Source organism: Lentzea sp. NPDC003310 (assembly GCF_040610935.1).
In the GTDB taxonomy this organism is placed as follows: Bacteria; Actinomycetota; Actinomycetes; order Mycobacteriales; family Pseudonocardiaceae; genus Lentzea.
Map to the genome: position 1 here is coordinate 391,922 of NZ_JBEXNC010000001.1, position 22,961 is coordinate 414,882.

The 22,961-nt window shown below is 73.2% G+C and carries 19 protein-coding genes; 13 read left to right on the top strand and 6 right to left on the bottom strand.

Annotation, left to right across the window (positions count from 1 at the left end):
* Positions 1 to 107: 107 nt before the first annotated feature.
* The gene (locus tag ABZX02_RS01920) at positions 108 to 1,088 is read right to left on the bottom strand and encodes an AraC family transcriptional regulator (protein ID WP_355294214.1); all 981 of its coding nucleotides are present in this window, start codon (positions 1,086 to 1,088) and stop codon (positions 108 to 110) included.
* Between the two features lie 130 nt (positions 1,089 to 1,218).
* Between ABZX02_RS01920 and ABZX02_RS01925 the strand changes: the two genes are divergently transcribed.
* From ABZX02_RS01925 to ABZX02_RS01935, 3 genes are all read left to right on the top strand, one after another.
* The gene (locus ABZX02_RS01925; protein ID WP_355294215.1) at positions 1,219 to 2,097 is read left to right on the top strand and encodes an enoyl-CoA hydratase/isomerase family protein; all 879 of its coding nucleotides are present in this window, start codon (positions 1,219 to 1,221) and stop codon (positions 2,095 to 2,097) included.
* A gap of 93 nt (positions 2,098 to 2,190) precedes the next feature.
* A complete protein-coding gene (locus ABZX02_RS01930; protein WP_355294356.1) occupies positions 2,191 to 4,404 on the top strand; it encodes a glycoside hydrolase domain-containing protein in 2,214 nt (737 codons plus the stop codon).
* A complete protein-coding gene (locus tag ABZX02_RS01935; RefSeq protein ID WP_355294216.1) occupies positions 4,401 to 5,678 on the top strand; it encodes a glycosyltransferase in 1,278 nt (425 codons plus the stop codon). The genes ABZX02_RS01930 and ABZX02_RS01935 overlap by 4 nt, the downstream gene beginning before the upstream one ends.
* A gap of 103 nt (positions 5,679 to 5,781) precedes the next feature.
* Here ABZX02_RS01935 and ABZX02_RS01940 read toward each other — a convergent pair whose 3' ends face one another.
* The gene (locus ABZX02_RS01940; protein ID WP_355294217.1) at positions 5,782 to 6,345 is read right to left on the bottom strand and encodes an EF-hand domain-containing protein; all 564 of its coding nucleotides are present in this window, start codon (positions 6,343 to 6,345) and stop codon (positions 5,782 to 5,784) included.
* 196 nt (positions 6,346 to 6,541) lie between these two features.
* Positions 6,542 to 7,798 carry an FAD-dependent monooxygenase gene (locus ABZX02_RS01945; RefSeq protein ID WP_355294357.1) on the bottom strand — a complete coding sequence of 419 codons (1,257 nt, stop codon included), beginning with the start codon at positions 7,796 to 7,798 and terminating at the stop codon, positions 6,542 to 6,544.
* A 99-nt stretch (positions 7,799 to 7,897) separates the two neighbouring features.
* Between ABZX02_RS01945 and ABZX02_RS01950 the strand changes: the two genes are divergently transcribed.
* Positions 7,898 to 8,890, top strand: coding sequence for a WYL domain-containing protein (locus tag ABZX02_RS01950; protein ID WP_355294218.1), 993 nt, complete (start codon positions 7,898 to 7,900; stop codon positions 8,888 to 8,890).
* A gap of 163 nt (positions 8,891 to 9,053) precedes the next feature.
* On the opposite strand, the gene ABZX02_RS01955 is transcribed toward ABZX02_RS01950, so the two are convergent.
* The gene (locus ABZX02_RS01955) at positions 9,054 to 9,827 is read right to left on the bottom strand and encodes a maleylpyruvate isomerase family mycothiol-dependent enzyme (RefSeq protein WP_355294219.1); all 774 of its coding nucleotides are present in this window, start codon (positions 9,825 to 9,827) and stop codon (positions 9,054 to 9,056) included.
* A gap of 43 nt (positions 9,828 to 9,870) precedes the next feature.
* Positions 9,871 to 10,530: a hypothetical protein gene (locus ABZX02_RS01960; protein ID WP_355294220.1), complete on the bottom strand. Its 660-nt coding sequence runs from the start codon at positions 10,528 to 10,530 to the stop codon at positions 9,871 to 9,873.
* 98 nt (positions 10,531 to 10,628) lie between these two features.
* Between ABZX02_RS01960 and ABZX02_RS01965 the strand changes: the two genes are divergently transcribed.
* Complete coding sequence (locus tag ABZX02_RS01965) at positions 10,629 to 11,147, top strand: hypothetical protein (RefSeq protein WP_355294221.1); 519 nt, start codon at positions 10,629 to 10,631, stop codon at positions 11,145 to 11,147.
* Here the strand turns inward: ABZX02_RS01965 and ABZX02_RS01970 are convergent.
* Positions 11,114 to 13,834 (bottom strand): BTAD domain-containing putative transcriptional regulator, encoded by a 2,721-nt coding sequence (locus ABZX02_RS01970; protein WP_355294222.1) that lies wholly within the window; start codon positions 13,832 to 13,834, stop codon positions 11,114 to 11,116. The genes ABZX02_RS01965 and ABZX02_RS01970 overlap by 34 nt on opposite strands.
* Before the next feature lie 161 nt (positions 13,835 to 13,995).
* Between ABZX02_RS01970 and ABZX02_RS01975 the strand changes: the two genes are divergently transcribed.
* The 8 genes from ABZX02_RS01975 (at position 13,996) to ABZX02_RS02010 (ending at position 22,852) form a co-directional block, all read left to right on the top strand.
* The gene (locus ABZX02_RS01975; protein ID WP_355294223.1) at positions 13,996 to 15,057 is read left to right on the top strand and encodes a hypothetical protein; all 1,062 of its coding nucleotides are present in this window, start codon (positions 13,996 to 13,998) and stop codon (positions 15,055 to 15,057) included.
* Between the two features lie 108 nt (positions 15,058 to 15,165).
* On the top strand, positions 15,166 to 16,713 hold the full coding sequence (locus tag ABZX02_RS01980; RefSeq protein WP_355294224.1) for a helix-turn-helix domain-containing protein: 1,548 nt from the start codon (positions 15,166 to 15,168) through the stop codon (positions 16,711 to 16,713).
* Between the two features lie 84 nt (positions 16,714 to 16,797).
* Positions 16,798 to 18,051 carry an FAD-dependent oxidoreductase gene (locus ABZX02_RS01985; protein ID WP_355294225.1) on the top strand — a complete coding sequence of 418 codons (1,254 nt, stop codon included), beginning with the start codon at positions 16,798 to 16,800 and terminating at the stop codon, positions 18,049 to 18,051.
* A 7-nt stretch (positions 18,052 to 18,058) separates the two neighbouring features.
* Positions 18,059 to 18,217, top strand: coding sequence for a hypothetical protein (locus ABZX02_RS01990; RefSeq protein WP_355294226.1), 159 nt, complete (start codon positions 18,059 to 18,061; stop codon positions 18,215 to 18,217).
* A 120-nt stretch (positions 18,218 to 18,337) separates the two neighbouring features.
* Positions 18,338 to 18,829, top strand: a complete 492-nt coding sequence (locus ABZX02_RS01995; protein WP_355294227.1) for a GreA/GreB family elongation factor — start codon at positions 18,338 to 18,340, stop codon at positions 18,827 to 18,829.
* 205 nt (positions 18,830 to 19,034) lie between these two features.
* Positions 19,035 to 19,853, top strand: coding sequence for an ABC transporter ATP-binding protein (locus ABZX02_RS02000; RefSeq protein WP_355294228.1), 819 nt, complete (start codon positions 19,035 to 19,037; stop codon positions 19,851 to 19,853).
* A 27-nt stretch (positions 19,854 to 19,880) separates the two neighbouring features.
* A complete protein-coding gene (locus tag ABZX02_RS02005; RefSeq protein ID WP_355294229.1) occupies positions 19,881 to 20,837 on the top strand; it encodes an iron-siderophore ABC transporter substrate-binding protein in 957 nt (318 codons plus the stop codon).
* The gene (locus ABZX02_RS02010) at positions 20,837 to 22,852 is read left to right on the top strand and encodes an iron ABC transporter permease (RefSeq protein WP_355294358.1); all 2,016 of its coding nucleotides are present in this window, start codon (positions 20,837 to 20,839) and stop codon (positions 22,850 to 22,852) included. Before ABZX02_RS02005 ends, ABZX02_RS02010 begins: the two co-directional genes overlap by 1 nt.
* Positions 22,853 to 22,961: the final 109 nt, after the last annotated feature.

Below are 22,961 nucleotides of genomic sequence, written 5' to 3' on the forward strand. Positions count from 1 at the left end.
CCGGGAGTCGAGCACACCGCCGGTGTCCCACGACCTCGCCGTGCAGCGTCGGCTGCTCAAGCTGAGCCGCGCGCACTTCGCGGGCTGAGTCTCGCTGCGGCGCCCCGTCACCCGGCGGTCGTGCTCGGCGCAGGGGAGGAGTCCAGCCGGAACGCCGACCCCGCGTACTCCCGCGTACCGCTGCGGTAGCGGCCGGGCGTGCGTCCGAAGGCGCGGGTGAAAGCGCGCGTGAACGCGGGCACCGACCCGTAGCCGACCGCCTCGGCGATGGTCTCGAGCGAGTCGTGGCTGTCGCGCAGCCGGACGGCGGCCAGTTCCATGCGCCAGTTCGCGAGGTAGGCGGCGGGGGTGTGCCCGGTGGCGGCGGGGAAGCGGCGGGCCAGGGTCGCGCGGGAGACCGAGATGGCCTGCGCGAGCGTGGCCGTCGTCCACGGGACGGCCGGGTTCGCGTGCAGGTGCCGCAGGGCCGCGCCGATGACGGGGTCGTAGAGGGCGCCGAGCCACGTGCCGAAGCACTCGGGCGGGTTGGCCGCGAGCCACGCGCGGAGCATCTGCACCAGCATGATGTCGATCAGGCTCCTCAGCACGGCCGAGGTGGCGAGCTGGGGTTCGGCGAGCTCGCGGGCGAGCATGCGCACCGCGTCGGCCAGGCCGGGGGTGCCCGTCTCCGCGCGCACGTGCACGAGGCCGGGCAGCAGGGCCAGGACCTGGGTGAGTGCCGCCGGGTCGGAGTCGTAGTGGAGGGTCACGACTCGGGTGGTCGCGGGCTGCGCGCCGAGGGTGATCACCTCACCGGCGCCGCGTCCGCGCGCGATCACCTGCTCGCAGCGGCGGTGCGTGGCGCCCGGCGCGGGATCGTCGGTGAGGCTGTGCGGGGTGCCGCCGGGCAGCAGGACCACGTCGCCGGCGGCCAGTTCCACCGGTGCGCGGCCGGCCACCACGAGCCAGGCGCTGCCCGCGGTCACGGCGTGCAGGGCGGTGCCGGGGTAGTCCTCGATCGCGACCGCCCACCGGCCACCGGCCTCGACGCGGGTGCTCAGGACGCCTTTGACGCCGGACATCGCCAGGGCGTCCGCCAACGGATCCACCAGACGAAGCTAGCACCTCGGTCCGACGTGTGAGTCAGAGAATCAATTATCTGAGATCGAAAGCAATGGTTTGCCTCAGCGGGCGCTACATACGGTGGCGGCACAACCAGTTCGAAGAGAAGGAGCCACCGTGGACTACAGCAGCTGGGCGGGCCTCGAGATCACCGTGGACGGCGGTGTGGCCGTCGTGTCGCTCGACCACCCGCCGCTCAACCTCATGGACGGCGTGCTGCTGCCGGCGCTGCGCGGGTTCGTGCACCAGGTGCGCACCGACGCGGAGGTGCGCGTGATCGTGTTCCAGAGCGCCGACCCGGAGTTCTTCAGCGCCCACGGTGACATGGCCTACCTCACCGACCCGGACGCGCTGCCCGCCGCCACCCGCGCCGCCGTCGAGGCCGCGCCGGGAGCCGTGATCCCGGAGGGGATGAACGTGCTGCAGGCGCTGGGCGTGGAGGTCCGCGACCTCCCGCAGGTCACCATCGGCAAGATCGCCGGCTTCGCCCGCGGCGCGGGCAACGAGTTCCTGCTGTCCCTCGACCTGAGGTTCGCCGCGATCGGCAGGTCCGGGCAGGCCCAGCCCGAGGCCTCCCTGGCGATCCTCCCCGGTGGCGGTGGCACGGTGCACCTCGCCCGGCTGCTCGGCCCGGCGCGGGCGTTGGAGCTGCTCGTCGGCGGCGGGCTCGTCGGCGCCGAGGTGGCGGAGCGGTACGGCCTGGTGAACCGGGCGCTGCCCGCCGACGAGATCGACTCGTTCGTCGGCGACCTGGCCCGCCGGATGGCGCGGGTCCGTCCCGAGGTCGTCGCCGCGATCAAGGCGACGGTGCGTGCCGCGGTCCCGCCGCCCTCGGCCGAGCCCTACGTGGTCGAGAACGGCTTCCTCTACTCGCTGTTCACCGAGGACATGGTCGCGGGGGCGCACGAGCAGCTCGCCGCCGGCGTGCAGACCCGCGAAGGCGAGCGGGACCTCGAAGGGCTGCTCGACCGTCTGGCGACAGCTGCCCGCGAGTAAGCCCCGCATCCACTCCGGTGTTCATGTCGCTGAAACCAACGCCGCGCCCGAACGACCTACTGTCGGCTCATCCTCGACGAGATCGATCCACTCATCGGAACGGCTGCCACCTCACTGCCCGCGGCGCAGGGGCTGGCGGCCAGTTGGTGGTGGCCGAAAGCGCAGGTCGGCAACACGCACCCCGGTGCGACGTCCCCGCTCGGCATGGTGTCGGCCTGCGCCTACTCCGGCGCCTACCCGACCGGGTACGGCCTCTACGCGAAGAACACCGAGGGGCAGCCGGAGGAGCTGTTCGACCGGCTGCAGGCGTCCGGGTTCACCCACTTCCAGCAGTCCGGGACCGGGGCGATCCGCAAGTACTACAACTACGTGCGGGTGACCCCGATGGTGCAGCCGCTGGACGTCCTCGGGCACGCCTGGCCGCTGCACGACGAGACCGCCGAGGCCGGCTACTACGGGGCGACCCTCGACACGGGCATCCGCTGCGAGCTCACCGTCGGCGCCAAGGTCGCCGTGCACCGGTACGTCTTCCCCGAGCACCGCAGCGCACGGGTCGTCGTCGACCTGTCGTGCGGCGGGCTGGCCATCGACCTCGGGCGCACGGTGCCGTTGCGGGCGCACGTGGAGAGCCTCGGCAACGGCCGCGCGCAGGGGACCGTGGTCGTCGAGGGCGTGCCGCTGTCGGTGTACATCCGGGTCGACAGCCCGGGCTGGCGGCAGATGCTGTGGCACGACCGCCGGTTGATCGAGGGCGGCACGAGGCTCGACTTCGACCGCATCCGGCAGACCACGCTGCGCCCGTTCGGGATGCTCTACATGGGCCCCACCACGGCCGGGCAGGCCGTCGAGATCCAGATCGGGTTCTCGCTGCGCGGCTGCGAGCAGGCCAGGGAGAACCTGTTCCGCGAGTGCGGCGACAGGACGTCGTCGTTCGACGTCGTGCGGGCGGGGACCAAGGCCCGGTGGCGCGACCACGTGGGGAGGGTGGAGGTCGAGGGCGGGTCGCCCGCGCGGCGGCAGGTGTTCGCGACGGCCCTCTACCACTCCCTGGTCAAGCCGTGCTTCGCCGACGACGAGAGCCCGTTCTGGCCGTCCTCCGGGCCGTTCGTGTTCGACATCTGCACGATGTGGGACATCTACAAGACCCAGCTCCCGCTGCTCATGGCGCTGTGCCCGGACCGGGCGGTCGACCTGCTGGAGTCGCTGATCCGGGTCTGCGAGGAGGAGGGCAACTTCCCGATCGGGTACCGGATGGCGCGCGGCGCGGACAGGTTCTTCCGGCAGGCGAGCGCGCTGGTCCACACCGCGCTGGCCGACGCGCACGCCCTCGGCCTCGGCGACCTGGACTGGACCTGGGCGCTCGTGCACATGTACGACGACCTGCGCCGGATGTACGGCGAGGACTTCTACGAGCACGGCGTCGTGCACCCGATCTCGCACACGCTCGACCTCGCCTACGCCTGCCACTGCACCGCCGGCGTCGCCAGGGCGCTCAACGACGTGCAGCTCGCCGACGACCTCGACGCGCGCAGCCACCTGTGGTCGGGCGCGTTCGACCCGGACACCGGCCTGCTCCTCGACTCGTCGTTCTACGAGGGCGGCAAGTGGAACTACTCGTTCCGGCTGCTGCACGACATGGCCGCGAGGATCGCGATGGTCGGCGGGAACGAGGCCTTCGTCGGCATGCTCGACGCGTTCTTCGGCTACGGCGCCCCGCGCGTGACGCAGCCGGGGAGGCGGCCCGGCCCGGCGGAGATGGCGGCCGGCTACCTGCTGAACCGGTTCGAGGGCCTCAACAACGAGCCGGACATGGAAGCGCCGTGGTCCTACCACTACGCGGCCCGGCCGGACCGCACGGCCGAGATCGTGCACGCGGCACTGACCTGGCAGTTCGGCACCGGTCGCGGCGGCCTGCCGGGCAACGACGACTCGGGCGGGCTGAGCTCCTGGTACGTGTGGGCCTCGCTCGGGCTGTTCCCGGTCGCCGGGCAGAACCTGTTCCTCGTCAACGCGCCCGCCTTCAGCCACGCCACCCTGCACCTCGGCGACCGCGACTTCGTCGTCGAGACGCGGGGCCACCGCGAGACGTCCATCAGCTCCGACGGGCTGGAGGACGACCCGCCGCCGCAGTACGTGCAGTCCGCCCGGCTCGACGGCAGACCGCTGGAAGCGGCGCACCTGCGCGCCTCCGACGTCCACGCCGGCGGCCGCCTGGTGCTCGAGCTCGGCCCGCGGCCCTCGGAATGGGGACGCAAGATCCTGCCGCCGTCAGTGTCCGACCCGCTCGGAAAGGGGGCTCGCACATGAGCAGGCCTCGCCGCCGTCTCGTCATCGTGGTCCGGGCCGACCCGGTCATCTGCGGTCACTCCGGAGAAGCCCGCAACCTGGCCGAGGCCGCGCTCACCCGCGGCTTCGACGACGTCCGGTTGCTGACCTGGCCGATCCCGGTGCTGCAGGCGGCCGGGCTGCCGCTCAAACCGCTGGACCGGATCCAGCCCTACAGCGCGGGCATCACCGTGGAACGGCCGGAGCCGGTCGGCGACTACCGGGTACCCGACGGCCGGTACCTCGCCGGCCTGACCGGACGCCTGGTCGAGCTGCTCGCCGAACCGGTCCCGACCACCTGCGTGTCGATGTACCTGGCCCCGCACGACGCCGTGGTGCGCGACGCCGTGGACGCCGCCCGCGCGGCCGGGTACGCCCCCGACGTCCACACCATCGCGAAGGCGGTCGGCTCCGACGTCACCAACGTGATCCGCTCGTGCCTGCGCGAGGGACGGTTCGGGGCGGCCGTGGTGCTGTTCACCCGGTTCCTCGCCAACGACGAGGTGATCGCGGTGTCGGAGTACACCAAGCAGGAGATCATCGCCTGCGCGGAGGCCGTCGACGCGCACTGCGGCACCCGGTTCGCCCGCCAGTGCGCGCGCCGGATCACGGTCAGCTACCCGCCGATCGACACCTCGGCCTACCTCGACCTCGACCCGGCGCTCGTGGACGCCGCCCTGCAGCGCCGCGGTCTGGAGCGCGACGGGTACGTGCTGTTCCTGTCGCGGGTGACCCGGGCCAAGGGCGTCTACGACCTCGTGGACGCGTTCGCCCAGAGCCGGGCGCGGTCACGGGTGAAGCTCGTGGTCGCCGGCACCGGCCCCGAGCTGGAGCACCTGCGGGAGATCACCCGGCACGACGACCGGATCGTCTTCCTCACCGACGTGGAGGACGACGAGAAACCGATGCTGATGAACGGCTGCGCCGCGTACGCGTTGCCGACCAAGCCCGAACCGGACTTCGTCGAGACCTTCGGCATCGCGCTCACCGAGAAGATGCTCGCGGGAGGCGGGCCGGTGATCACGACCACCACCGGGGGCGTCGGCGAGGCGGTGGGCGGGACGGCGGTCCTCGTCGAGGCGGGCAACGTCGCCCACATCGCCGCGGCGGTCGACCGGGTGGTGCTCGACATGCCGGCCGGCGAACGCCGGCTGATGGCGGACCGGGCCCGCGAGCACGCCCTGTCCTTCGACCGGGTCCGGGTGTTCGACGGCCTCTTCGCCACCTCCGGCCCGCCCGTCGCCCTGACGGGGTGACCCGGCCGGGCGTAACGCCGGACCGGTGCTCCGCGAAGTCCTGAGGTCGGTCCGGCAGGACCACGACGTCCCAGTCAGACGTCCTGCCGGACCGGCGTCCGGCTCAGAGCGACGGCTCGAGCCGCCCCGACCTCGGGTACAGCCAGCTGCCCGGCGTCCCCTCGGCCGGGTTCGTGTAGTAGTCGTACACCGCGTCCACGTACTCCTGCAGGCTGATCGACCCGTCGCCGTCGGCGTCCAGCCGCGCGAACGCGAGCCCGCACTCGGAGTCGGACAGGCCGCGTGCCTTGAGCAGCACCGCGAACTCGGCCACCTCGACCCGGCCGTCACCGTCGGCGTCGGCCAGCGCGAGCAACGACTCCGAGACCTCCAGGAACACGTCGTCGAACTCGTCGACGTCGGCGAGCACCGCCGTCATCGCCGTGCGGTACTCGTCCAGGCTGATCTGCCCGTCGCGGTCGACGTCGCAGCGGTCGACCAGCGCGTCCCAGAACCTGTCGGACGTCTCGATCAGCTCCCGGCCCCGCTCCGACGAGGCCGGCTCACCGAAACCGAGCATCAACCGGTTGGCCAGCGCGTAGAGGTCCGCGAGCTCGATGACGCCGTTGCCGTCGGCGTCGTAGTGGGCGAAGGTCGCCTCGATCCGGTGGGACAGCACCTCGTTCATGACCCCGAACCCTGGCAACGGGTCCCGCCGAGTGCAAGCCGACGGGCCGGTCCCGGGGGAGCGGGAAGGTCACTTCGCCGAAGCTTGCGGTTCTTTCTCACTATTGGTTCAGTGTAGACCGAAATCAACCTCGTCCGCGGTCAGCAGGCGCAGCACCTCGGATGCGAGAGCAGCGGGCAACAACCCCAGGAGATCCTCACTGCCGAGAAGGACGTCCTGCTCGGCGCCGCGCGATCGCGGCGACGACCGGCGTGGCGACCGTGGTCACCGCAGCGCCCAGGGCCGTGTCGGTGAACAGGATCAGCCGGACGGTCCTCATGGCCGCGGTGAGGACTTCGCTGCCGCGCCTGCGCATCCGGGCTTCGAACAGCGCGATCGCGTCGATGATCGCCGCATCGCCGCCGACGACGGTGTCGAGGTGCTCGACCAGATCGGCGGCGTCCTGGATGGCCGCGCCCGCGCCCATGCCCGCGGTCGGCGGTGTGGCGTGGACGGCGTCGCCGAGCGCGGTGATGTGACCCGCTCGCCACGGCGCGAGATCGGCGGCGCGCGTCGACGCGGCGTTGAAGCGGAACGCGGCCACGGAGGAGGGGTCGGCGCGGGCGACGACCTCGAGCGTGTGACCGGCCCAGCCGCGTTCGCGGAACCGGTCGAGCAGGGCGTTCCGGAGCTGTGCACCGCGCAGGTCGCGCAGAGGTTCGGTCTCGGCGGACTCGGGGAACATCGCGCCCCAGATGTAGGTCGGTCCGGTGGTGACGGACATGCGCAGTTCGGGCGCGTCGAGCGCCGCGTTGCCGACCGGGTCTAGGAAGCCGACGTAGAGCGCCGCGCCCCGCGGGCCGATGCCCATGGTGGAGCGCGTCCCGAGTCGCTGCTGCTCGGCGGCGCCGAGGTCGGCGCGGTGGGTGCGGCCGGAGAACCCGATGATGCCGGCGGGACGGTTGGTCGCGCCCTTCGCCAGGTGTCGTGCGACGACGGAGTGCGTGCCGTCGGCGCCGACCACCAGGTCCGCGGTGACCGAGGTGCCGTCGGTGAACTCCACGCGGGGCTTGCCGCGCTCGTCGAGGCCGACGCCGGACACCGGGCGGCCGAGGTGCAGGTCCTCGCCCACGGCTTCGGCCAGCAGGGAGCGCAGCGTGATGCGGTCGACGTCGATGCTCGCGCTGCCGCTCAGGTCCGGGCCGTGGCCGAGCAGCCGGCCCCGGCGGTCCCAGAACGCGTCGCGGTCGCGCAGGCGCAGGGCCGACCCCGACGCGCGCAGCCGCCGCAGGACCGCCGGGTCCACGAGCCGTTCGAGCGCCGACTGCGCCCGCTGGTCGAGGGTGATGTGGTACCCGCCGGTCGCCGTGACGTCCGTGTCGCGGTCGAACACCGCCACCTCGTAGCCGCGCCGGCGCAACCCCGCCCCCAGGGCCAGTCCGCCGATTCCTCCTCCGACGACCGCGACACGCATGCTCACCATTCCTCCCACCGATCGACCACCTCTGTTCGAAGAGGACGGTGTCACCGGTACTGGCCACCGAGTGACCAGTACCGGTGGCAGGATCGGAGCATGGCGAGCACGTCGCGGCGAGCGTTGCGGTTGCTGTCCCTGCTCGGATCGCGGGCGCGGTGGTCACTGCGCGACCTGGCCGCGCGCCTCGAGGTCAGCGAGCGCACGGTCCGCCGCGATCTCGACGTCCTGCGCGAGCTCGGCTACCCGGTCGGCACGGTCCGGGGCCCGGACGGCGGCTACCGGCTCGGCTCCGGGCACACGTTGCCGCCGTTGCTGTTCGACCACGACCAGGCGCTCGCGATCGCCCTCGCGCTGCAGACGGCTCCCGCCACCGTGTTCGGTCTCGAGGACGACGCGGCCAGAGCACTCGCCACCGTGCGGCAGGCGATGCCGGAGGCGCTGCGGACCGCGATGGACTCACTCCAGGTGACCATGCTGCGGAACTACTGGGAGTTCCCGGCCCTGCCCGTCGACCCCGCCGCGCTCACCGCGGTCGGCACGGCGGTGCGCCTCCGGCAGGTCCTCGTCGCCGAGCTCCTCCGCCCCGACGGAACCCGTGCCGCACCGGGCGACCCCGACTTCGCGGCACCCCGCCACCTGGAGGTCCACCACCTCGTGGTGTGGGCGGGCCGGTGGTACGCCGTCGCCTACGACCTCGGCGAGGACAGGTGGCGGGTGCACCGCGTCGACCGCCTGCACCCGCGCCACACCACCCGCGGCTTCGCGCCCCGCGACCTGCCCGGCGGGAACCTGGCGGGCTTCGTCACGAGCAGCCCCGACCGCGGGGACACCCCGGCGGCCTGGCAGTGCACCGGGAGCGCGCGGCTCGCCCTGCCCGCCGACGTCGTGGCCCGCTGGGCGCCCGGCGGCTCCGTCGTCGAACACCTCGACGAGCGGCACTGCCGCCTCACGCTCGGTGCCTGGTCCTGGGCGGGCATCGCCGGCATCCTCGCCACCTTCGACACCGACCTCGACGACCTCGACCCGCCGGAGCTCGCCGCGGCGTGCCGCGAGCTCGGGCGCCGGTTCACGGCTGTCGCCGGGACGTGACGTCTTCGCCACGCCCCGGCTGGGTACCCGGGACCGTGTCCCGCACGTTCACCGTCCAGGCCGCACCCTCAACGACAGCGGACCGGTCCGCGTCGGGGTCACCTGGCACAACACCTCGAAGATCGCCGGCATCACCACCGAACGGACCCGCTGAGCGCGCCGGTCAGAAGCCGGGGAAGACGCGGCGCAGGTCGTCGAGCGAGACGGCGCCCTCGACGTCGACTCCCTTGTCGTGGGGCGCCTTGAGGCGTCCGCTGAGCAGGCGGACGAGTGCTTCCTGAGGCCCGGTGAACGTCGCGGAGGGCGACTCGAGGTGGTCGACGACGGTGACCGCGTCGTCGATCACCAGGCCGCCGCCGGGGAACGCGACGGACACTGGCGCGGTGAGCTCGGCCGGCTTCGCGAAGAAGCCCAGCAGGAAGCCCAGGGGTCCGGTGAAGAGGTCGACGACCACCGCGGCCGAGTCGGCGTGCACTCCGGCGTCGGGATCGAAGGCCACGCGCACGTCCCACGAGTGGTTGGCCACCTCGTTGAGGCGCATGCCCAGGGCGGTCAGCAGCGGGACGGGTTCCGGCAGGAAGCCGAGGTCGACGGTCAGCGTCGAGCGCTGCTCGGGCGTGAGCGCCTCGACCAGGCCGAGCCAGCGGGCGTTGTGCTCCAGGAAGCCCTGGGCCTGCGCCCGCGGCTCGGACGCGTCCCAGCGGGCCCAGATCGCCTGGTTCTCCTCGGCCTCCACGGTCTCGCCGGTGGCACGGGCGATCGGCGCGAGGCCGATCTCCGCGCCGCTGCCGAGGTGGGACAGCGCCTGGGCGACGGTCCACTCCGAGGCGCCGCTCGTGGAGGCCAGCTGCTCGTCGGTGAGGGTGCGGACGAGGCCGGCGAGCTCGTCGTGCTCGGTGCGCAGGGCGGTGATCGTGCGGTCTACGAGTGAGGTCATACCTGCGCTCAACCCGTGAGCCCGCGCGGGTGTTCCGCCGGCGTCACCCCGTGCGCAGCGAAGTCGCTCCCCAGAGCAGCAGGACGACGGAGTAGGCGATGAACAACCACCCCGCCGTGGTGCGGGAGCACCGGGCCTTGCGCCGCAGCAGCCGGGCGATCCCGACCCAGACCAGCGCCAGCAGCCCCGCCACCAGGGGGAGCGCCAGCAGGCCCCGCGCACCCGCGAACAGGCCCGCCCAGTAGTCGAGGGGCAGCGACACGTCGAAGGCGAGGTCGGTCGGCACGCCGACCGCCAGTGCCACGAGGCCCCAGACGATCGACGTGGTCGTCCAGCGCGACCTCGCGCCGGCCGAGGAGGACTGCCAGTTCACCAGCGTCACGCCGGTCGCCGCGACGGCGCCACCGCAGAAGAGCCAGCCGACGACCGTCGAGACGACGGGGACGGGACCCACCAGGTCGCCGAGCGCCGGCAGCAGCAGCTCCCACATCAGGAAGTGCCCGCCGACGACGGCGACGATCGCCGCGATGGCGAGCCAGGCCTGGGTGCCCGGGCTCTGGCGCTCCCACCAGGTGCGTTCCGCCTGGTCGCGGGTGGCGGCGACCTCCCGCGCCATCCCGGCTCGTGCCTGGCCCGCGGCCGCACGGCGTGCGCTGTCGCGCCGCCGCCGCGCCTTCGACCGTCCCGCTCGTCCCCGTGCCACGACGGCAGCCTAGTTCGCCGTGTATCGGCGATGTATCGGCCGTGTATGCGACCCCCCGACGCTGGGGGAGCAGTGCAGACATGCGAAAAGGGGATCTCATGCGGTTCACCAAAGTCACGGTCGCTGCCATCGGTCTGCTCGGCGCGGCCCTGATCGGCACGGCCGCTCCGGCCGGCGCGGCGAGCGGAGAGGCGTTCAGCCCGACCGTCGAGATCGCGCAGCCGTGGCTCGCCGACACGGCCACCGCGTCCGGCGTCGAGGGCGACGTCGGCATCCAGCAGACGGCGGACGGCGCCATCAAGTGGATGGCCGACCGCCGCGGCAGCACGGCGTACGAGGGCTACTGCGAGCGCGCCGTTCGCCTGGCGTGGAACCGCTCGACGCACCACGCGTCGGCGATCGACCACTGGCGGTCCTCGGACGGCGCCCGCCACACCACCGGCACGCCGCCCAGGGGAGCGTTCGTCTTCTGGAACATCAGCCAGTGGGGCCACGTGGGCATCGCGGACGGCAACGGCGGCTTCTGGTCGACGAGCGTCGGGGGCAAGATCGGTCACCCCGGTTCCCTGAGCTACTTCAACAACTACCTCGGCTGGAAGTACGGCAACAGCAACTGATCCAGTGATCCCGCCGCGCGTGCGAGTGCTCGCCGCGCGGCGGGTTCGCCTTCCCGGTTCCCGGTGCGGCGGTAGGTCTCCAGCGCCTGCCGCACGAGGTCGTACGCCTCCTGCGGGCGGCCGTTCGAGATCAACGCCTCGGCCAGCTCGACCTGGGCGAACGCCGTGCACCGCTCGTCGGTGAGGTCCATCAGGATCGCCACGGCCCGGCGTGCGGCGGTCAGTTCCCGCTCGTGCTCGCCCGTGCTGCGGTGGAGCGCGGAGAGCCGCACCAGCACCAGGGCCTCGCGGTGTGCGTCACCGAGGTCCGCGGCGAGCTGCCGGGCGTTCGTGAGCCACGTCCGCGCCTCCTCCGGCCGCCCGAGCGAGCCGTGCACGCCGCCGATCGACGCCCGCACGTGGGCGACGGAGTGCAGGTCGCCCGCGCGCTCCAGCAGCCGCAGGGCCTCGGTGTAGAGCTCCATCGAGCGCTCGTACTCCGCCCGCAGCCGGTACACCACGCCGATGCCCGCGACGGAGACGCCCTGGCCGCGGTCGTCGCCGAGGGAGCGGTAGAGCCCTTGTGCCGCAAGCAGTCCCTGCTCGGCCTCGGTGAACTCGCTGCGGTAGATGTGCACCTGCGAGATGCCGCGCAGCAACGCCGCCTCGCCCGCCTCGTTGCCGGCCGCGCGGACACAGCGCAACGCCCGCGCGTGGGTGCGCGCCCAGTCCTCGTAATGGCTGTGCAGGTCGAAGAACGGCACGCAGGCCGCCGCGAGCTGCCACGCCACCTCGTCGAGACCCGCGTCCGCCGCGAGGTCGACCGCGCCGCACAACGTGCGCCGTTCCGCCTCGAACCACGCGACGGGCTCGGCGAGCAGGTGTTCCGGCGCCGCGACCGGGGCGGCGTCGGCGATGGTGGTGCCGAACGTGACGGGCAGCCGCCGTGCGGCCGTGACCGCGAGCCGGAGCCACGCGCGCAGCGTCCGTTCGAGTGCGGCACGACCGTCCGGCAGCGCGTGGTCGAGCGCGTGGCACCGCAACAGGTCGTGCAGCCGGTAGCGCGGCTGGCCGATGCCGTCCGCGCCGAAGGTCTCGAGCAGGTGGGCGTCGACCAGCCCGTCCACGAGGTGCTCGGTGCCGGGCTCGTCGAGCAGGGTCTCGACCACCCAGCTCGGGAAGTCGTGCGGGCCGAGCAGGGCCAACCGCACGAACGCCCGGAACTCGGGCGGGGACAGCTGCCGGACGCTCAGGTCGAAGCTCGCCCGCACGGCCAGCTCGCCCGAGGTGAGCTCGCGCAACCGCGTCGACTCGTCGACGAGCCGCTCGCGCAGCACCTGCATCGACCACCTGCCGCGTCCGGCCAGCCGCGCGCCCGCCACCCGGATCGCCAGCGGCAGGTGCCCGCACGCCACCGCGATCGCCGCGGCCTCGCCGGGTTGCGCGGAGACCCGCTCCTCACCCGCGATGGCGGCGAGCAGTTCCGCCGCCTCCTCCGGCGAGAACGGTGCCAGCTCCACCTGCAGCGCGCCGGGGAGCTCCGTGAGCCTGCGCCGGCCGGTGACCAGGACCGCGCAGCCCGCGTCGGCCGGGAGCAGGGGCACGACCTGGCTCACCGAGGCGGCGTCGTCGAGCACCAGCAGCACCCGCCGGCCGGCGAGCTTGGAGCGCAACAGCGCCGACCGGGCGGTGACCTGCGCGGGCAGTCCGGCACCCGTGATCCCCAAGGCGTGCAACAGTTCGGTGAGCACCTCGCTCGGTTCGCGGGGGTGCTCGGAGGTGCCGCCGAGGTCGACGTGGAGCTGTCCGTCCGGGAAGTGGTCGGCGACCTGGTGTGCCACCTGGACCGCGAGCGCCGACTTGCCGACACCGGGAGGCCCGGTCACCACGGCCGGCGCGGATCCCTGCCGCAGTGCCGTCGTCAGCACCGCGATCTCGGCGGCGCGGCCGCGGAAGTCGGACACCGCCGGTGGGAGTTGGCGCAGGGGAGCGGGTGCCGGTTCGTCGCGCAGCACCGCGAGCTGGGCCTCCCGCAGCGCGGTTCCGGGCTCCAGGCCGAGCTCGTCGGTGAGCCGCCCGCGCATGTCCGCGTAGACCTGCAACGCCTCGGCGCGGCGGTTGTCCTGGTGCAGGGCGAGCACGAGCTGTCCGCACACGCTCTCGCGGTAGGGGTGCTCCGCCAGCAACGCCCGGAGCTCCGGGATCGCCTCGGCGCACTCGCCCGCGGCCACCTGCAACCCGAGCCGGTGCTCGGTCGCCGCGAGCCGGGCCTCGTCGAGCCGGGCGAGGGAGGGAGCCCACGCGTCGTGGTCCGGCAGGTCCTCGAGCGGACGCCCGCGCCACAGCGACTCCGCCCGGCGCAACAACCCCAGCGCCGCGTCGGGGCGCCGGCGGGACTCCGCGACCAGCTCGTCGAACATCAGCGCGTCGAGCTCGTCGGCCCCGAGCTCCAGCACGTACCCGGTGCCGTGGGTGCGCAGTCGCTCGCCGAGCAGCTGCCGCAGCCGCCAGACGTAGGTCCGGACGTTCTGCACCACCGACCGCGGCCGGGTCGCGGGCCACAGCGCCTCGACCAGCTGGTCGAGCGAGACGTCGGTGTTCGCGTGCAGCGCGAGGTGCGCGAGCAGGGCCCGCTGCTTGACGCCGCCGAGACCCTCCCTGCGGCCGTCCCGCCAGACCTCCAGAGGGCCCAGTACCCGCACGCTCACCCTGCTGATGGCTCCTCCGCTCGCCAGGACGTGCTCCGGTGTCCGTCCATTCGGACGACGCCCGTGCCCGTCCCGTTCCGCCGCGATTGCGGCAGGTGCGCCGAAGCCGGCCCCGGCCTCGGACGTGATCAGTAGGGTGGGCGTGCAGTGAGAGGAGCGCGATGAGCTACTCCACCCCGTTCCGGCGCGAGGACGGCGCGTCCCGCAGGACCCGGAAAGCGGACAGCTCCTCCGTCGCCGAGGCCAGGGCCGCCGCGGAGCAGCTCACGCCGCCGCCCGAGGCCGACGTCGTCGTCACGCCGGCGCAACGCCGCGAGGAGAACCTGGCCGCCGGGGCACCACCGGTGCTCGAACTCCTGCTCTACCACGAGGAAGAGCGGGCGGCGGCGAGAGCCTCCGGCGACGTGCGGCTCGCCGCGAGCGCGCTCGCCGGGGTCGTCCGCGATCTCGACGAGCTGCTCGACAGCGCGGAGAGCCACCTGCGCCAGACCGGCCGGCGCCGGTCGCGGCAGCTCGTGAAGGAGGCGATGCCCGATCTCGTGGCGATCTCCGCGATCGCCGCGCTGCCCCTGGCCGAGATCGGCGAGTTCCTGGACCTGCCCCCGGATCGCGTCGACGCCGTGCTGGCGTCCCTGAAGCGGCACGGCGGCATCACCACCGCCCAACGGCACCAAGCGCTCCAGCAGGTCACGTGGCTGCGCGGCCAACTGCGGCAGGTGGAGGCCGCCCAGGACCACTCGCTGCTGGACCGGCTGCTCGCGTTCGTGTCCAAGTTCGTCCTGCTGGCCACCGTCGCTCTCGCCTCGGCGGCCGCGGGCGCGTTCGCCGTCGGGGAGTCGGCGCTCAAGGAGGTCGTCAAGACGGCGGTCATCGCGCTGGTCGCCGCCGCGTTGCAGATGGGCGCCGACCGCTTGGTGGCCGGACGCACCGAACAGTCCCAGCGCGACACGGCGCAACGAGCGCACGACGCACTGCTCTCGGAACTGTCGGCGGCGAGCGCGCTGTGGCAGCCACCCGCCTACGACGGAGAGCACGTCGTCATCCGAACCCGTCTGGCCGTGCGCGTGTGCGCCGTGCGGGTCGCCTCGATCCCGTTGGAGTGGCGGGACAAGTGGCGGTACTGGGACCTGCTGGACGACCTCGGCGCGACGCTGGGGGAGAAGGAGGACGACGGCTTCCAGGTCCAGCTGCGCAGGCTCGCCGCGCTCCGCCCGCCCCGGTGACACGGGCAGGCGGTTCCCGGGAACTGATCGTCGTCCGGTCGCTGCCGGAGGTGCTGCCCGCCGGTCCTGCCTCTACGGTGACGCCATCGGTGGACGGGGAGCGTGCTCATGGTGAGGCTGGACCGCCTGGTCAACGTGCTGGGCGGGTACGGGGTCCGGTTGTGCTGCTGTCCGGTGCCGAGGTCGGCGGAGCTGCGCGGTGTGGTGCTGCGGGACGCCACGGACGACCGTGCCGAGGTGGGCGACGTCTACCTCGCCGTGGGCGCCGGGTCGGTGGCCGAGGCCGTGCGCGCGGCCGTGGCGGTGCGCGCCGTCGTGGTGCTCGTCCGGGGCGGTGAGGACCTCCTGGCCGACGCCGTCGCCGTGGGGGAGGCCGAGGGTGTCGCCGTGCTGCTGGCGGATCCGGCCCTGTCGTGGAGCCAGCTGGCCGGGGTGGTCTACGGACTGGTGCTGGAGGGCCGCGAGACGGAGTCGGGCCGCGGACCGACGGACCTGTTCGCGCTGGCCGACAGCGTCTCCGCCGCGACCGGGGGTGCGGTGACGATCGAGGACCCGCTGTCGCGCGTGCTGGCCTACTCGGGTCCGCAGCAGGAGGTCGACGCGGCCCGGCTGGAGACCATCATGGGCCGGCAGGTGCCCGCGTGGGTGCGGGAGCTCTTCGACGCGGCGGGCGTGCGGGCGCACGTGCTGGCGTCCGACGAACCCCTGTTCGTCCCCGGCGCGCCGGAGCGCGGCCTGACCGGGCGGATGGTCGTCGCGGTCCGGGTGGGCCGGGAACTGCTCGGTGCGATCTGGGTGGCGTGCCCGGCACCGTTGACGGGCACCCGGCGCACCGCGCTGACCGACGGCGCCCGGATCGTGGCGTTGCACCTGCTGCGGCTGCGGGCCAGCGCCGACCTCGAACGCCAGGTGGAGTCGGAGTGGGTGATCCGGTTGCTGGAGGGCACGGCGGACGCCGCGACGGTGATCAGCCAGCTCGGGCTGCCGCCGGAACCCGGCCGGGTGGTGGCCGTGCGCGCGCACGTCGGTGAGGAGCGGCATGCGGCCGTGCTGCTGGCGTTCGAGCAGGCGACCACCGGGTTCGGCTGGTCGCGGCCGGGGCGAAGTGCGTTGGCGGGCACCAGCGTCTACACGGTTCTGCCGGGCGAGCGGATCGGTGCGGCACGGGACTGGCTGGCGGCGCTGAGGTCGGCGCTGCCCGGCAAGGTCGTGCTGTCGGCGGGGATCAGCGCGGTCGCCGGGCCTGCGGACCTGCCCGCCGCTCGTCAGGAGGCGGACGAGTGCCTGGCGTTGCACGAGGCGCGGGCGGGCGACGGGGACGCGCCCGCCTACGACGAGTCGTGGGACGAGATCCTGGTGCAGCGCCTGCGCACCGCGGCACGGGTCGGCCGGGCGTCGGCCCGCGGACCGGTGGCCGACCTGCGCCGCCACGACGGTGACCACGGCACCGACTACGTCGCGACGTTGCGCGCCTGGCTGGAGGCGCAGGGCGACCTGGCCGCGGCGGGGGAACGCCTCGGGGTGCACGGGAACACGGTGCGCAACCGGCTGCGGAAGATGGGCGCGGTGACCAGCCTCGGTCTGGACGACGCCGCCAAGAGGGTCGCGATGATGATCGATCTGGCCGCGACGGTGTCGGAAACCGACAACCGCTGACCCGCGATTGTAGGAATCGGACAACCGGTCGGCCCGTCGTCGCCCGCATCCTGGAGTCGCGACAAGCGATGACGGGAGGTCGGGATGGACGGGCGCCTTGACGGTGGTCCGCGCTCAGCGGTGGTGGTCGGTGCGGGCGTCGTGGGCCTGTCCACGGCCTGGTTCCTGCAGGAACGCGGAGTCGAGGTAACCGTGGTCGACCGGACCGGGGTCGCGGCGGGCGCGTCCTGGGGCAACGCCGGGTGGATCGCGCCGGGGCTCGCGATCCCGCTGAACGAACCGGCGGTCCTGCGCTACGGCCTGCGGTCCCTGTTCGACCCGGCCGCGCCCCTCCACATCCCGCTGACCGCCGACCCGGGGCTCTGGTCGTTCCTCACCCGGTTCGCCTCCCACTGCCGCTGGTCGTCGTGGACCAGAGCGGCCCAGGCGAACATCCCCCTCAACGAGGAGTGCGTCGAGGCCTACGACGTGCTCACCGCGAACGGCGTCGAGGCGCCCACAGTCGACGCGCCGATCACAGCGCTCTTCACCTCTGCCGTGAGCGCGCAGAGCCTCCTGCGCGAGCTGGAGAGGCTCGCGGCGGCGGGGCAGCCGGTCGACCACACGAGACTGTCCACAACGGACCTGCGCGAGCAGGTGCCGCTGGCGTCGTCCGTCCTCACCGCCGGTGTGCGCGTCGACGGACAGCGCTTCGTCGACCCCGGCGGCTTCGTGCGGGCGCTGGGCCGGGCCGTCCTCGCCCGTGGCGGCGCGGTCCGGTCCCTGGAGGTGACCGGAGTCGAGCCGGAGAACGCCGGTGTGGCCGTGCGCTCGAAGGACGGGGAGATCCTCCGCGCCGACGTGGCCGTGCTGGCCACCGGTGCCTGGTTGCCGGGACTCGCCGCACGGGCCGGTGTCCGCACCCCGGTCCGGGCGGGCCGCGGGTACTCGTTCACCGTGCCGGTGCGCGAGCCGGTGCGCGGTCCGGTCTACCTGCCCGAGGTGCGCGTGGCGTGCACCCCGTACCGGGACGGCCTCCGGGTCGCGGGCACCATGGAGTTCCGCGCCCCGGACGCGCCGCTGGACGAGGCACGGGTGGACGCGATCATCGCCTCCGCCCGGCCCCTGCTCGACGGCGTGCGGTGGGAGGAACGCACCGACGTCTGGGTCGGTCCCCGCCCGGTCACCCCGGACGGCCGCGCGCTCATCGGCGAGACGAGGATTCCGGGCCTGTACGTCGCCGGCGGTCACGGCATGTGGGGTCTGGCGCAGGGGCCGGTCACCGGACGCTTGCTGGCGGAGCAGATCACCACCGGCAAACAACCCGCCGCCCTCCGCGCGTTCGACCCCCTCAGGTGATGATCACGTGGAAGCCGAACCCGCCGACGGGCCGTTGACCGAGGACGAGCGCACCGAACTGGTGCGGCTGCGCAAGGAGAACGACTTCCTCCGCGTCCAGCGCGACATCCTCCTGGGCGTGGCGTCCGGCTACGCCCGCGACTTCGAAGCGCTGCTGCGCCGCTGACCCCCTTCCTGTCCGCGCGGGTCGCGGGCCGACGAAACCGGCCCGGGCGGACGCCCCGCCGTCAGGGCGGTACCTCCCCCAGACCGCCCTGACGGCACCAGACCCTGCCACGGAGGCATCATGACGAGCACGACCCCGCGCGTGTGGCTGACGCCGCAGGCGCACCACAGGCTCCGCAACGAACTGATGACCTTGCTGTCGCCGGTGCGCAGCCGCCTGGGCGAGGAGGCCGGCGAGCCGGACTTCCTCGGCCTGCGGGACCGGGAAGCGCGCATCCGCCGGATCAAGGACCTCCTCACCGGCGCGATCGTGGGCGAGGACCCCCCGGACGACGGCATCGCCGAACCCGGCATGGTGCTCACCGTCAGCTTCGACGACACCGGCGAGACCGAGACGTTCCTGCTCGGAGCACGCGGCGCGGAACACGGCTCGATCGAGGTCTGCTCACCGGACGCCCCGCTCGGGGCGGCCGTCAACGGTGCCCGGCAAGGAGAGCAGCGCACCTACCGGACCCCCGGCGGTGCCACGATCCGCGTCACCCTCCTGCGCGCGGTGCCTTACGGGCAGGCGCGTGAAGGGGGAGCGGCGGGCGACGGGGCTCCGGTGGGCTGACCGTCGTCCGGTCCCGTCCGGCAACGTCCGATCGGCGAGCAAGGACCGCCTTCCCGTCTTGTCGAGTAAGGCGCTCCTGGCCGATCGGCCAGGAGGATGCCCCCGTCGTGCAAGAGCCCGCTCGCCGGCCGGCGACGAGTCCTCAGTGGACGTGCCGTCGATCACGGTCGCTTGGCCTGAGGAATACTTAGGTTAGGCTCCCCTCATGTCGGAGTCGGATGGGGCGGTGCTGGCCGCCCAAGGCCTGGTGCTCGCCCACCACGAGCACGAGGTCGTGCACGGAGTCTCGGTGGAGCTGACGCCCGGAGCCGTCACGGCGCTGGTCGGCCCGAACGGATCCGGCAAGTCGACGGTGCTGCGCTCGCTGGCCCGCCTGCACCGGCCGAAGGACGGCGAGGTGCGCCTCGGCGACCGGTCCGTGTGGCGCGGCTCAGTGTTGTCCGGCAAGGAGTTCGCCCGCAACGTCACCCTGCTCACGCAGCAGCGGCCGACGCCGTCCGGTGTGTCCGTCCAGGACGTCGTCGGGTACGGGCGTCACCCGTACCGCTCCGGCTGGCGCGGCACGGACCCGGACGGGGCCGTCGCCGTCGCCAGGGCGATGACGATGACGGGCGTGGCCGACATGGCCGGCCGGGGCGTCGACGAGCTGTCCGGCGGTGAGCTGCAACGCGTGTGGCTCGCGTCGTGCCTCGCCCAGCAGACGTCGGTGCTGCTGCTCGACGAGCCGACCAACCACCTCGACCTTCGCTACCAGGTGGAGATCCTCGACGTCGTGCGGGATCTCGCCGACGACCACGGCGTGGCGGTCGGGGTGGTGCTGCACGACCTCGACCACGCGGCGATCATCGCCGATCGCGTGATCCTGCTGTCGCAGGGGAAAGCTCTTGCGAGCGGCGCCGTGAAGGAGGTGCTCACGGCCGAGCACCTGACCGAGGCCTACGGCGTCGTCGTGCACGTCGCGGACGACCCGGTCACCGGAACCCTGCACTGCCGCCCCGTCGGCAGACACACCCCTCGCGTCTGAAATCACTACCCGGAAGGCCTGTCTGTCATGCGCGTCCCAGTCCTGGTCGCGGTCACCGCGATCCTCCTGTCCGCCTGCGGTACCACGGAAACACCACAGGCCGAGCAGCCGAACGGAGCCGCGAGCGGCCCGGTCAAGGTGACCGACTCCCGCGGCAAGTCCGTCGAGCTCAAGGGCGCGGCCCAACGCGTCGTCGCACTCGAGTGGGGCGAGGCCGAGGTCGTCGCGTCGCTCGGCGTGATGCCGGTGGGTGTGGCCGACACGGCGGGCTACAAGACGTGGGACGCGGTGGCGCCGCTGGACGCCTCGGTCAAGGACGTCGGCAAGCGCGGCGAGCCGAGCGTCGACTCGATCGTGGCGCTGAACCCGGACGTCGTGATCATGGCGGCGGAGCGGGACTCGGCGCTGGTGCCGCAGCTGGAGAAGTACGTGCCGGTCGTCGTCACGAAGTCCAGTGACGCCGCGCGCAACTTCGACCGGTTGCGCGAGGACGTGAAGATGATCGCGCAGGCGATCGGCAAGACGGCGGAGGCCGACAAGCTGCTGTCCGAAATGGACACGAAGCTGGCCGACGGCAAGAAGGCGTTGGCCGCCAAGGCGGGCACTCCGTTCTTCATGGCCGACGGCTACCTCGAGGGCAGCACCGTCAGCATCCGCCCGTTCGGCAAGGGCTCGCTCGTGTCCGACACGGCCGAGGCGCTGGGGCTGAAGAACGCGTGGACCGGGCAGGTCGACCCGCAGTGGGCCCTGGGCCAGACCGACGTCGAGGGCCTGACCGCGCTCACCGACCCGAACACCGTGCTGTTCTACAGCGCCTCCGAGGAGGACGTCTTCACGACCGGGCTCGCCCAGAACCCGGTGTGGCAGCGGCTGCCGTTCGTGTCGTCCAAGAAGGTCCACAAGCTCGAAGCGGGCACGTGGACGTTCGGCGGCCCGAAGTCCGTGGTGCACATCGCCGACCAGTTCGTGAAAGCACTCGCCTGATCGTGCGCAACGCCGTCGTCACGGCGGCGAGCCTGGTGCTCATCGCACTGCTCGCCGCCGTCCACCTCACCCAGGGCACCGCCGACACCGGGGTGCTCGACGTCCTGCGCGCCGTCTTCGGGGCGGGCGATGACCAGACCCACGCCGTGCTGTCCGGGTCGCGGATGCCGCGGCTGCTCACGGCCCTGCTGCTCGGGGTCGCCCTCGGCGTCGCGGGCGCGGGCATGCAGTCCGTGGCGCGCAACCCGCTCGCGGCACCGGACACCCTCGCCGTCAACGCCGGTGCCTACCTGGCGGTCGTCGCGGTGTCCGCGTTCGGCGTGACCCTGCCGGCCCTGCCCGCCGGCGCGACGGCGTTCGTGGGAGCGCTCGCGGCCGCCGTCGTGGTGCTGGGGCTGTCCGGCGCCGCGTCGGCGACACCCCGGCTGGTCCTGATCGGCTCGGCCGTCACACTCGCGTTGCAGTCGATCACCATTCTCCTGCTGCTGTTCTACGAGCAGGAGACCTCGGGGCTGTTCGCCTGGGGGAGTGGATCGCTCAGCGTGGCGAACCTGGACGCCACCGCCCAGATGACACCGGTCGTGCTGGTCGCGATCGCCGCTCTGATCGCGATGGGTCGTTCGCTGGACGTCCTGGCGCTGGGCGACGACAACGCGACCGTCGTCGGCCTGAACGTGCGCCGCACCCGCATCGGCGCGGTGCTGCTCACGGTGGCGTTGACGGCCGCGGCGGTCACGGTCGCCGGGCCGGTCGGGTTCGTCGGCCTCTGCGCGCCGGTGATCACCCGGCTGCTGATGTCCGCCGAAGGCCGCCACCGCGTTCTCCTGCCCCTGTCCGGACTCGTGGGTGTCGTGCTGGTGCTGGGCGCCGACGTGCTGCTGCGCGCCGCCATGGGCTCGGCGGGCGCGCTGCGGGTGCCGACCGGCGTGATCACCACGGTCGTCGGCGCGGTGGTCCTGGTGTGGCTGGCCCGTCGCAGCCGTCCCGGCGGCTCGCGCCGGCAACCGCCGTCGGGCCGGGTGAGCGTCGCGGGGTCGCGCCGCCGGTTCCTCGTCACCGGTGCCGCGGTCCTGGCGCTGCTGGTGATCGCCCCGATCGCCGGCATGCTGCTCGGCGACCGGCTGGTCCTGCTCGGCGACCTCGTCAACTGGCTGTCCGGCCGCACGGGCACGGCCCTGACGTTCGTGCTCGACCAACGCCTGCCCCGAGTGCTCGCCGCTCTGACCGCGGGCGCGGCACTGGCGCTGTCCGGGTGCGGGATCCAGTCGGTGAGCCGCAACCCGCTCGCCGAACCCGGCCTGCTCGGCATCACCGCCGGCGCGGGCCTGGGCGCCATCGGCCTGATCACCTTCGTGCCGCTGGCGGCCGCGTGGGAGATCGCCGGGGCCGCCGGAGCGGGCGCGGCGATCGCGTTCGCCCTGGTCTACGGCCTGGCCTGGCGGTCGGGCCTGGACTCCGACCGGCTGGTGATCATCGGCATCGGCCTGTGGTCCGGCGGGATGGCGCTGATCACGCTGCTGATCGTCACCTCGGACCCGTGGAACATGGCCAAGGCGCTCACCTGGCTGTCCGGCTCCACCTACGGCCGCACCCTGGACCAGGTGGTGCCCGGGCTGCTCGCACTGGCGCTGCTGCTGCCGTTGCTGTGGTCGCGGCACCGCGAGCTCGACCTGCACAGCATCGACGACGACACCCCGCGCATCCTCGGCCTGCGCCTGGAACGGTCGCGCGTCGTGATCCTCGCCGCGTGCGGAGTCCTGGCGGCCACCGCGGTCGCCGCCATCGGTGTCGTGGCCTTCGTCGGCCTGGTCGCACCGCACCTCGCGCGCTCCCTGGTCGGCGGCCGGCACGCCCGAGTCGTCCCGGTGGCCGCGGCGATCGGCGCGATCCTGGTCAGCGCCGCGGACACCCTGGGGCGCACGGTGATCGCCCCGGCGCAGATCCCCGCGGGGCTCGTCATCGCACTGGTCGGCACGCCCTACTTCGTCGTGGTGCTCTGGCGCACCCGCGCGTGATCAACGGGGCGGCGACGTCCCGCACCTCGGCACCGTCGAGGATGTTCTCGTTCGGCACGGTGGTCGACTGGGGAGGTTGGCATCAACAGCGTTGGGGACGCGGCACGGG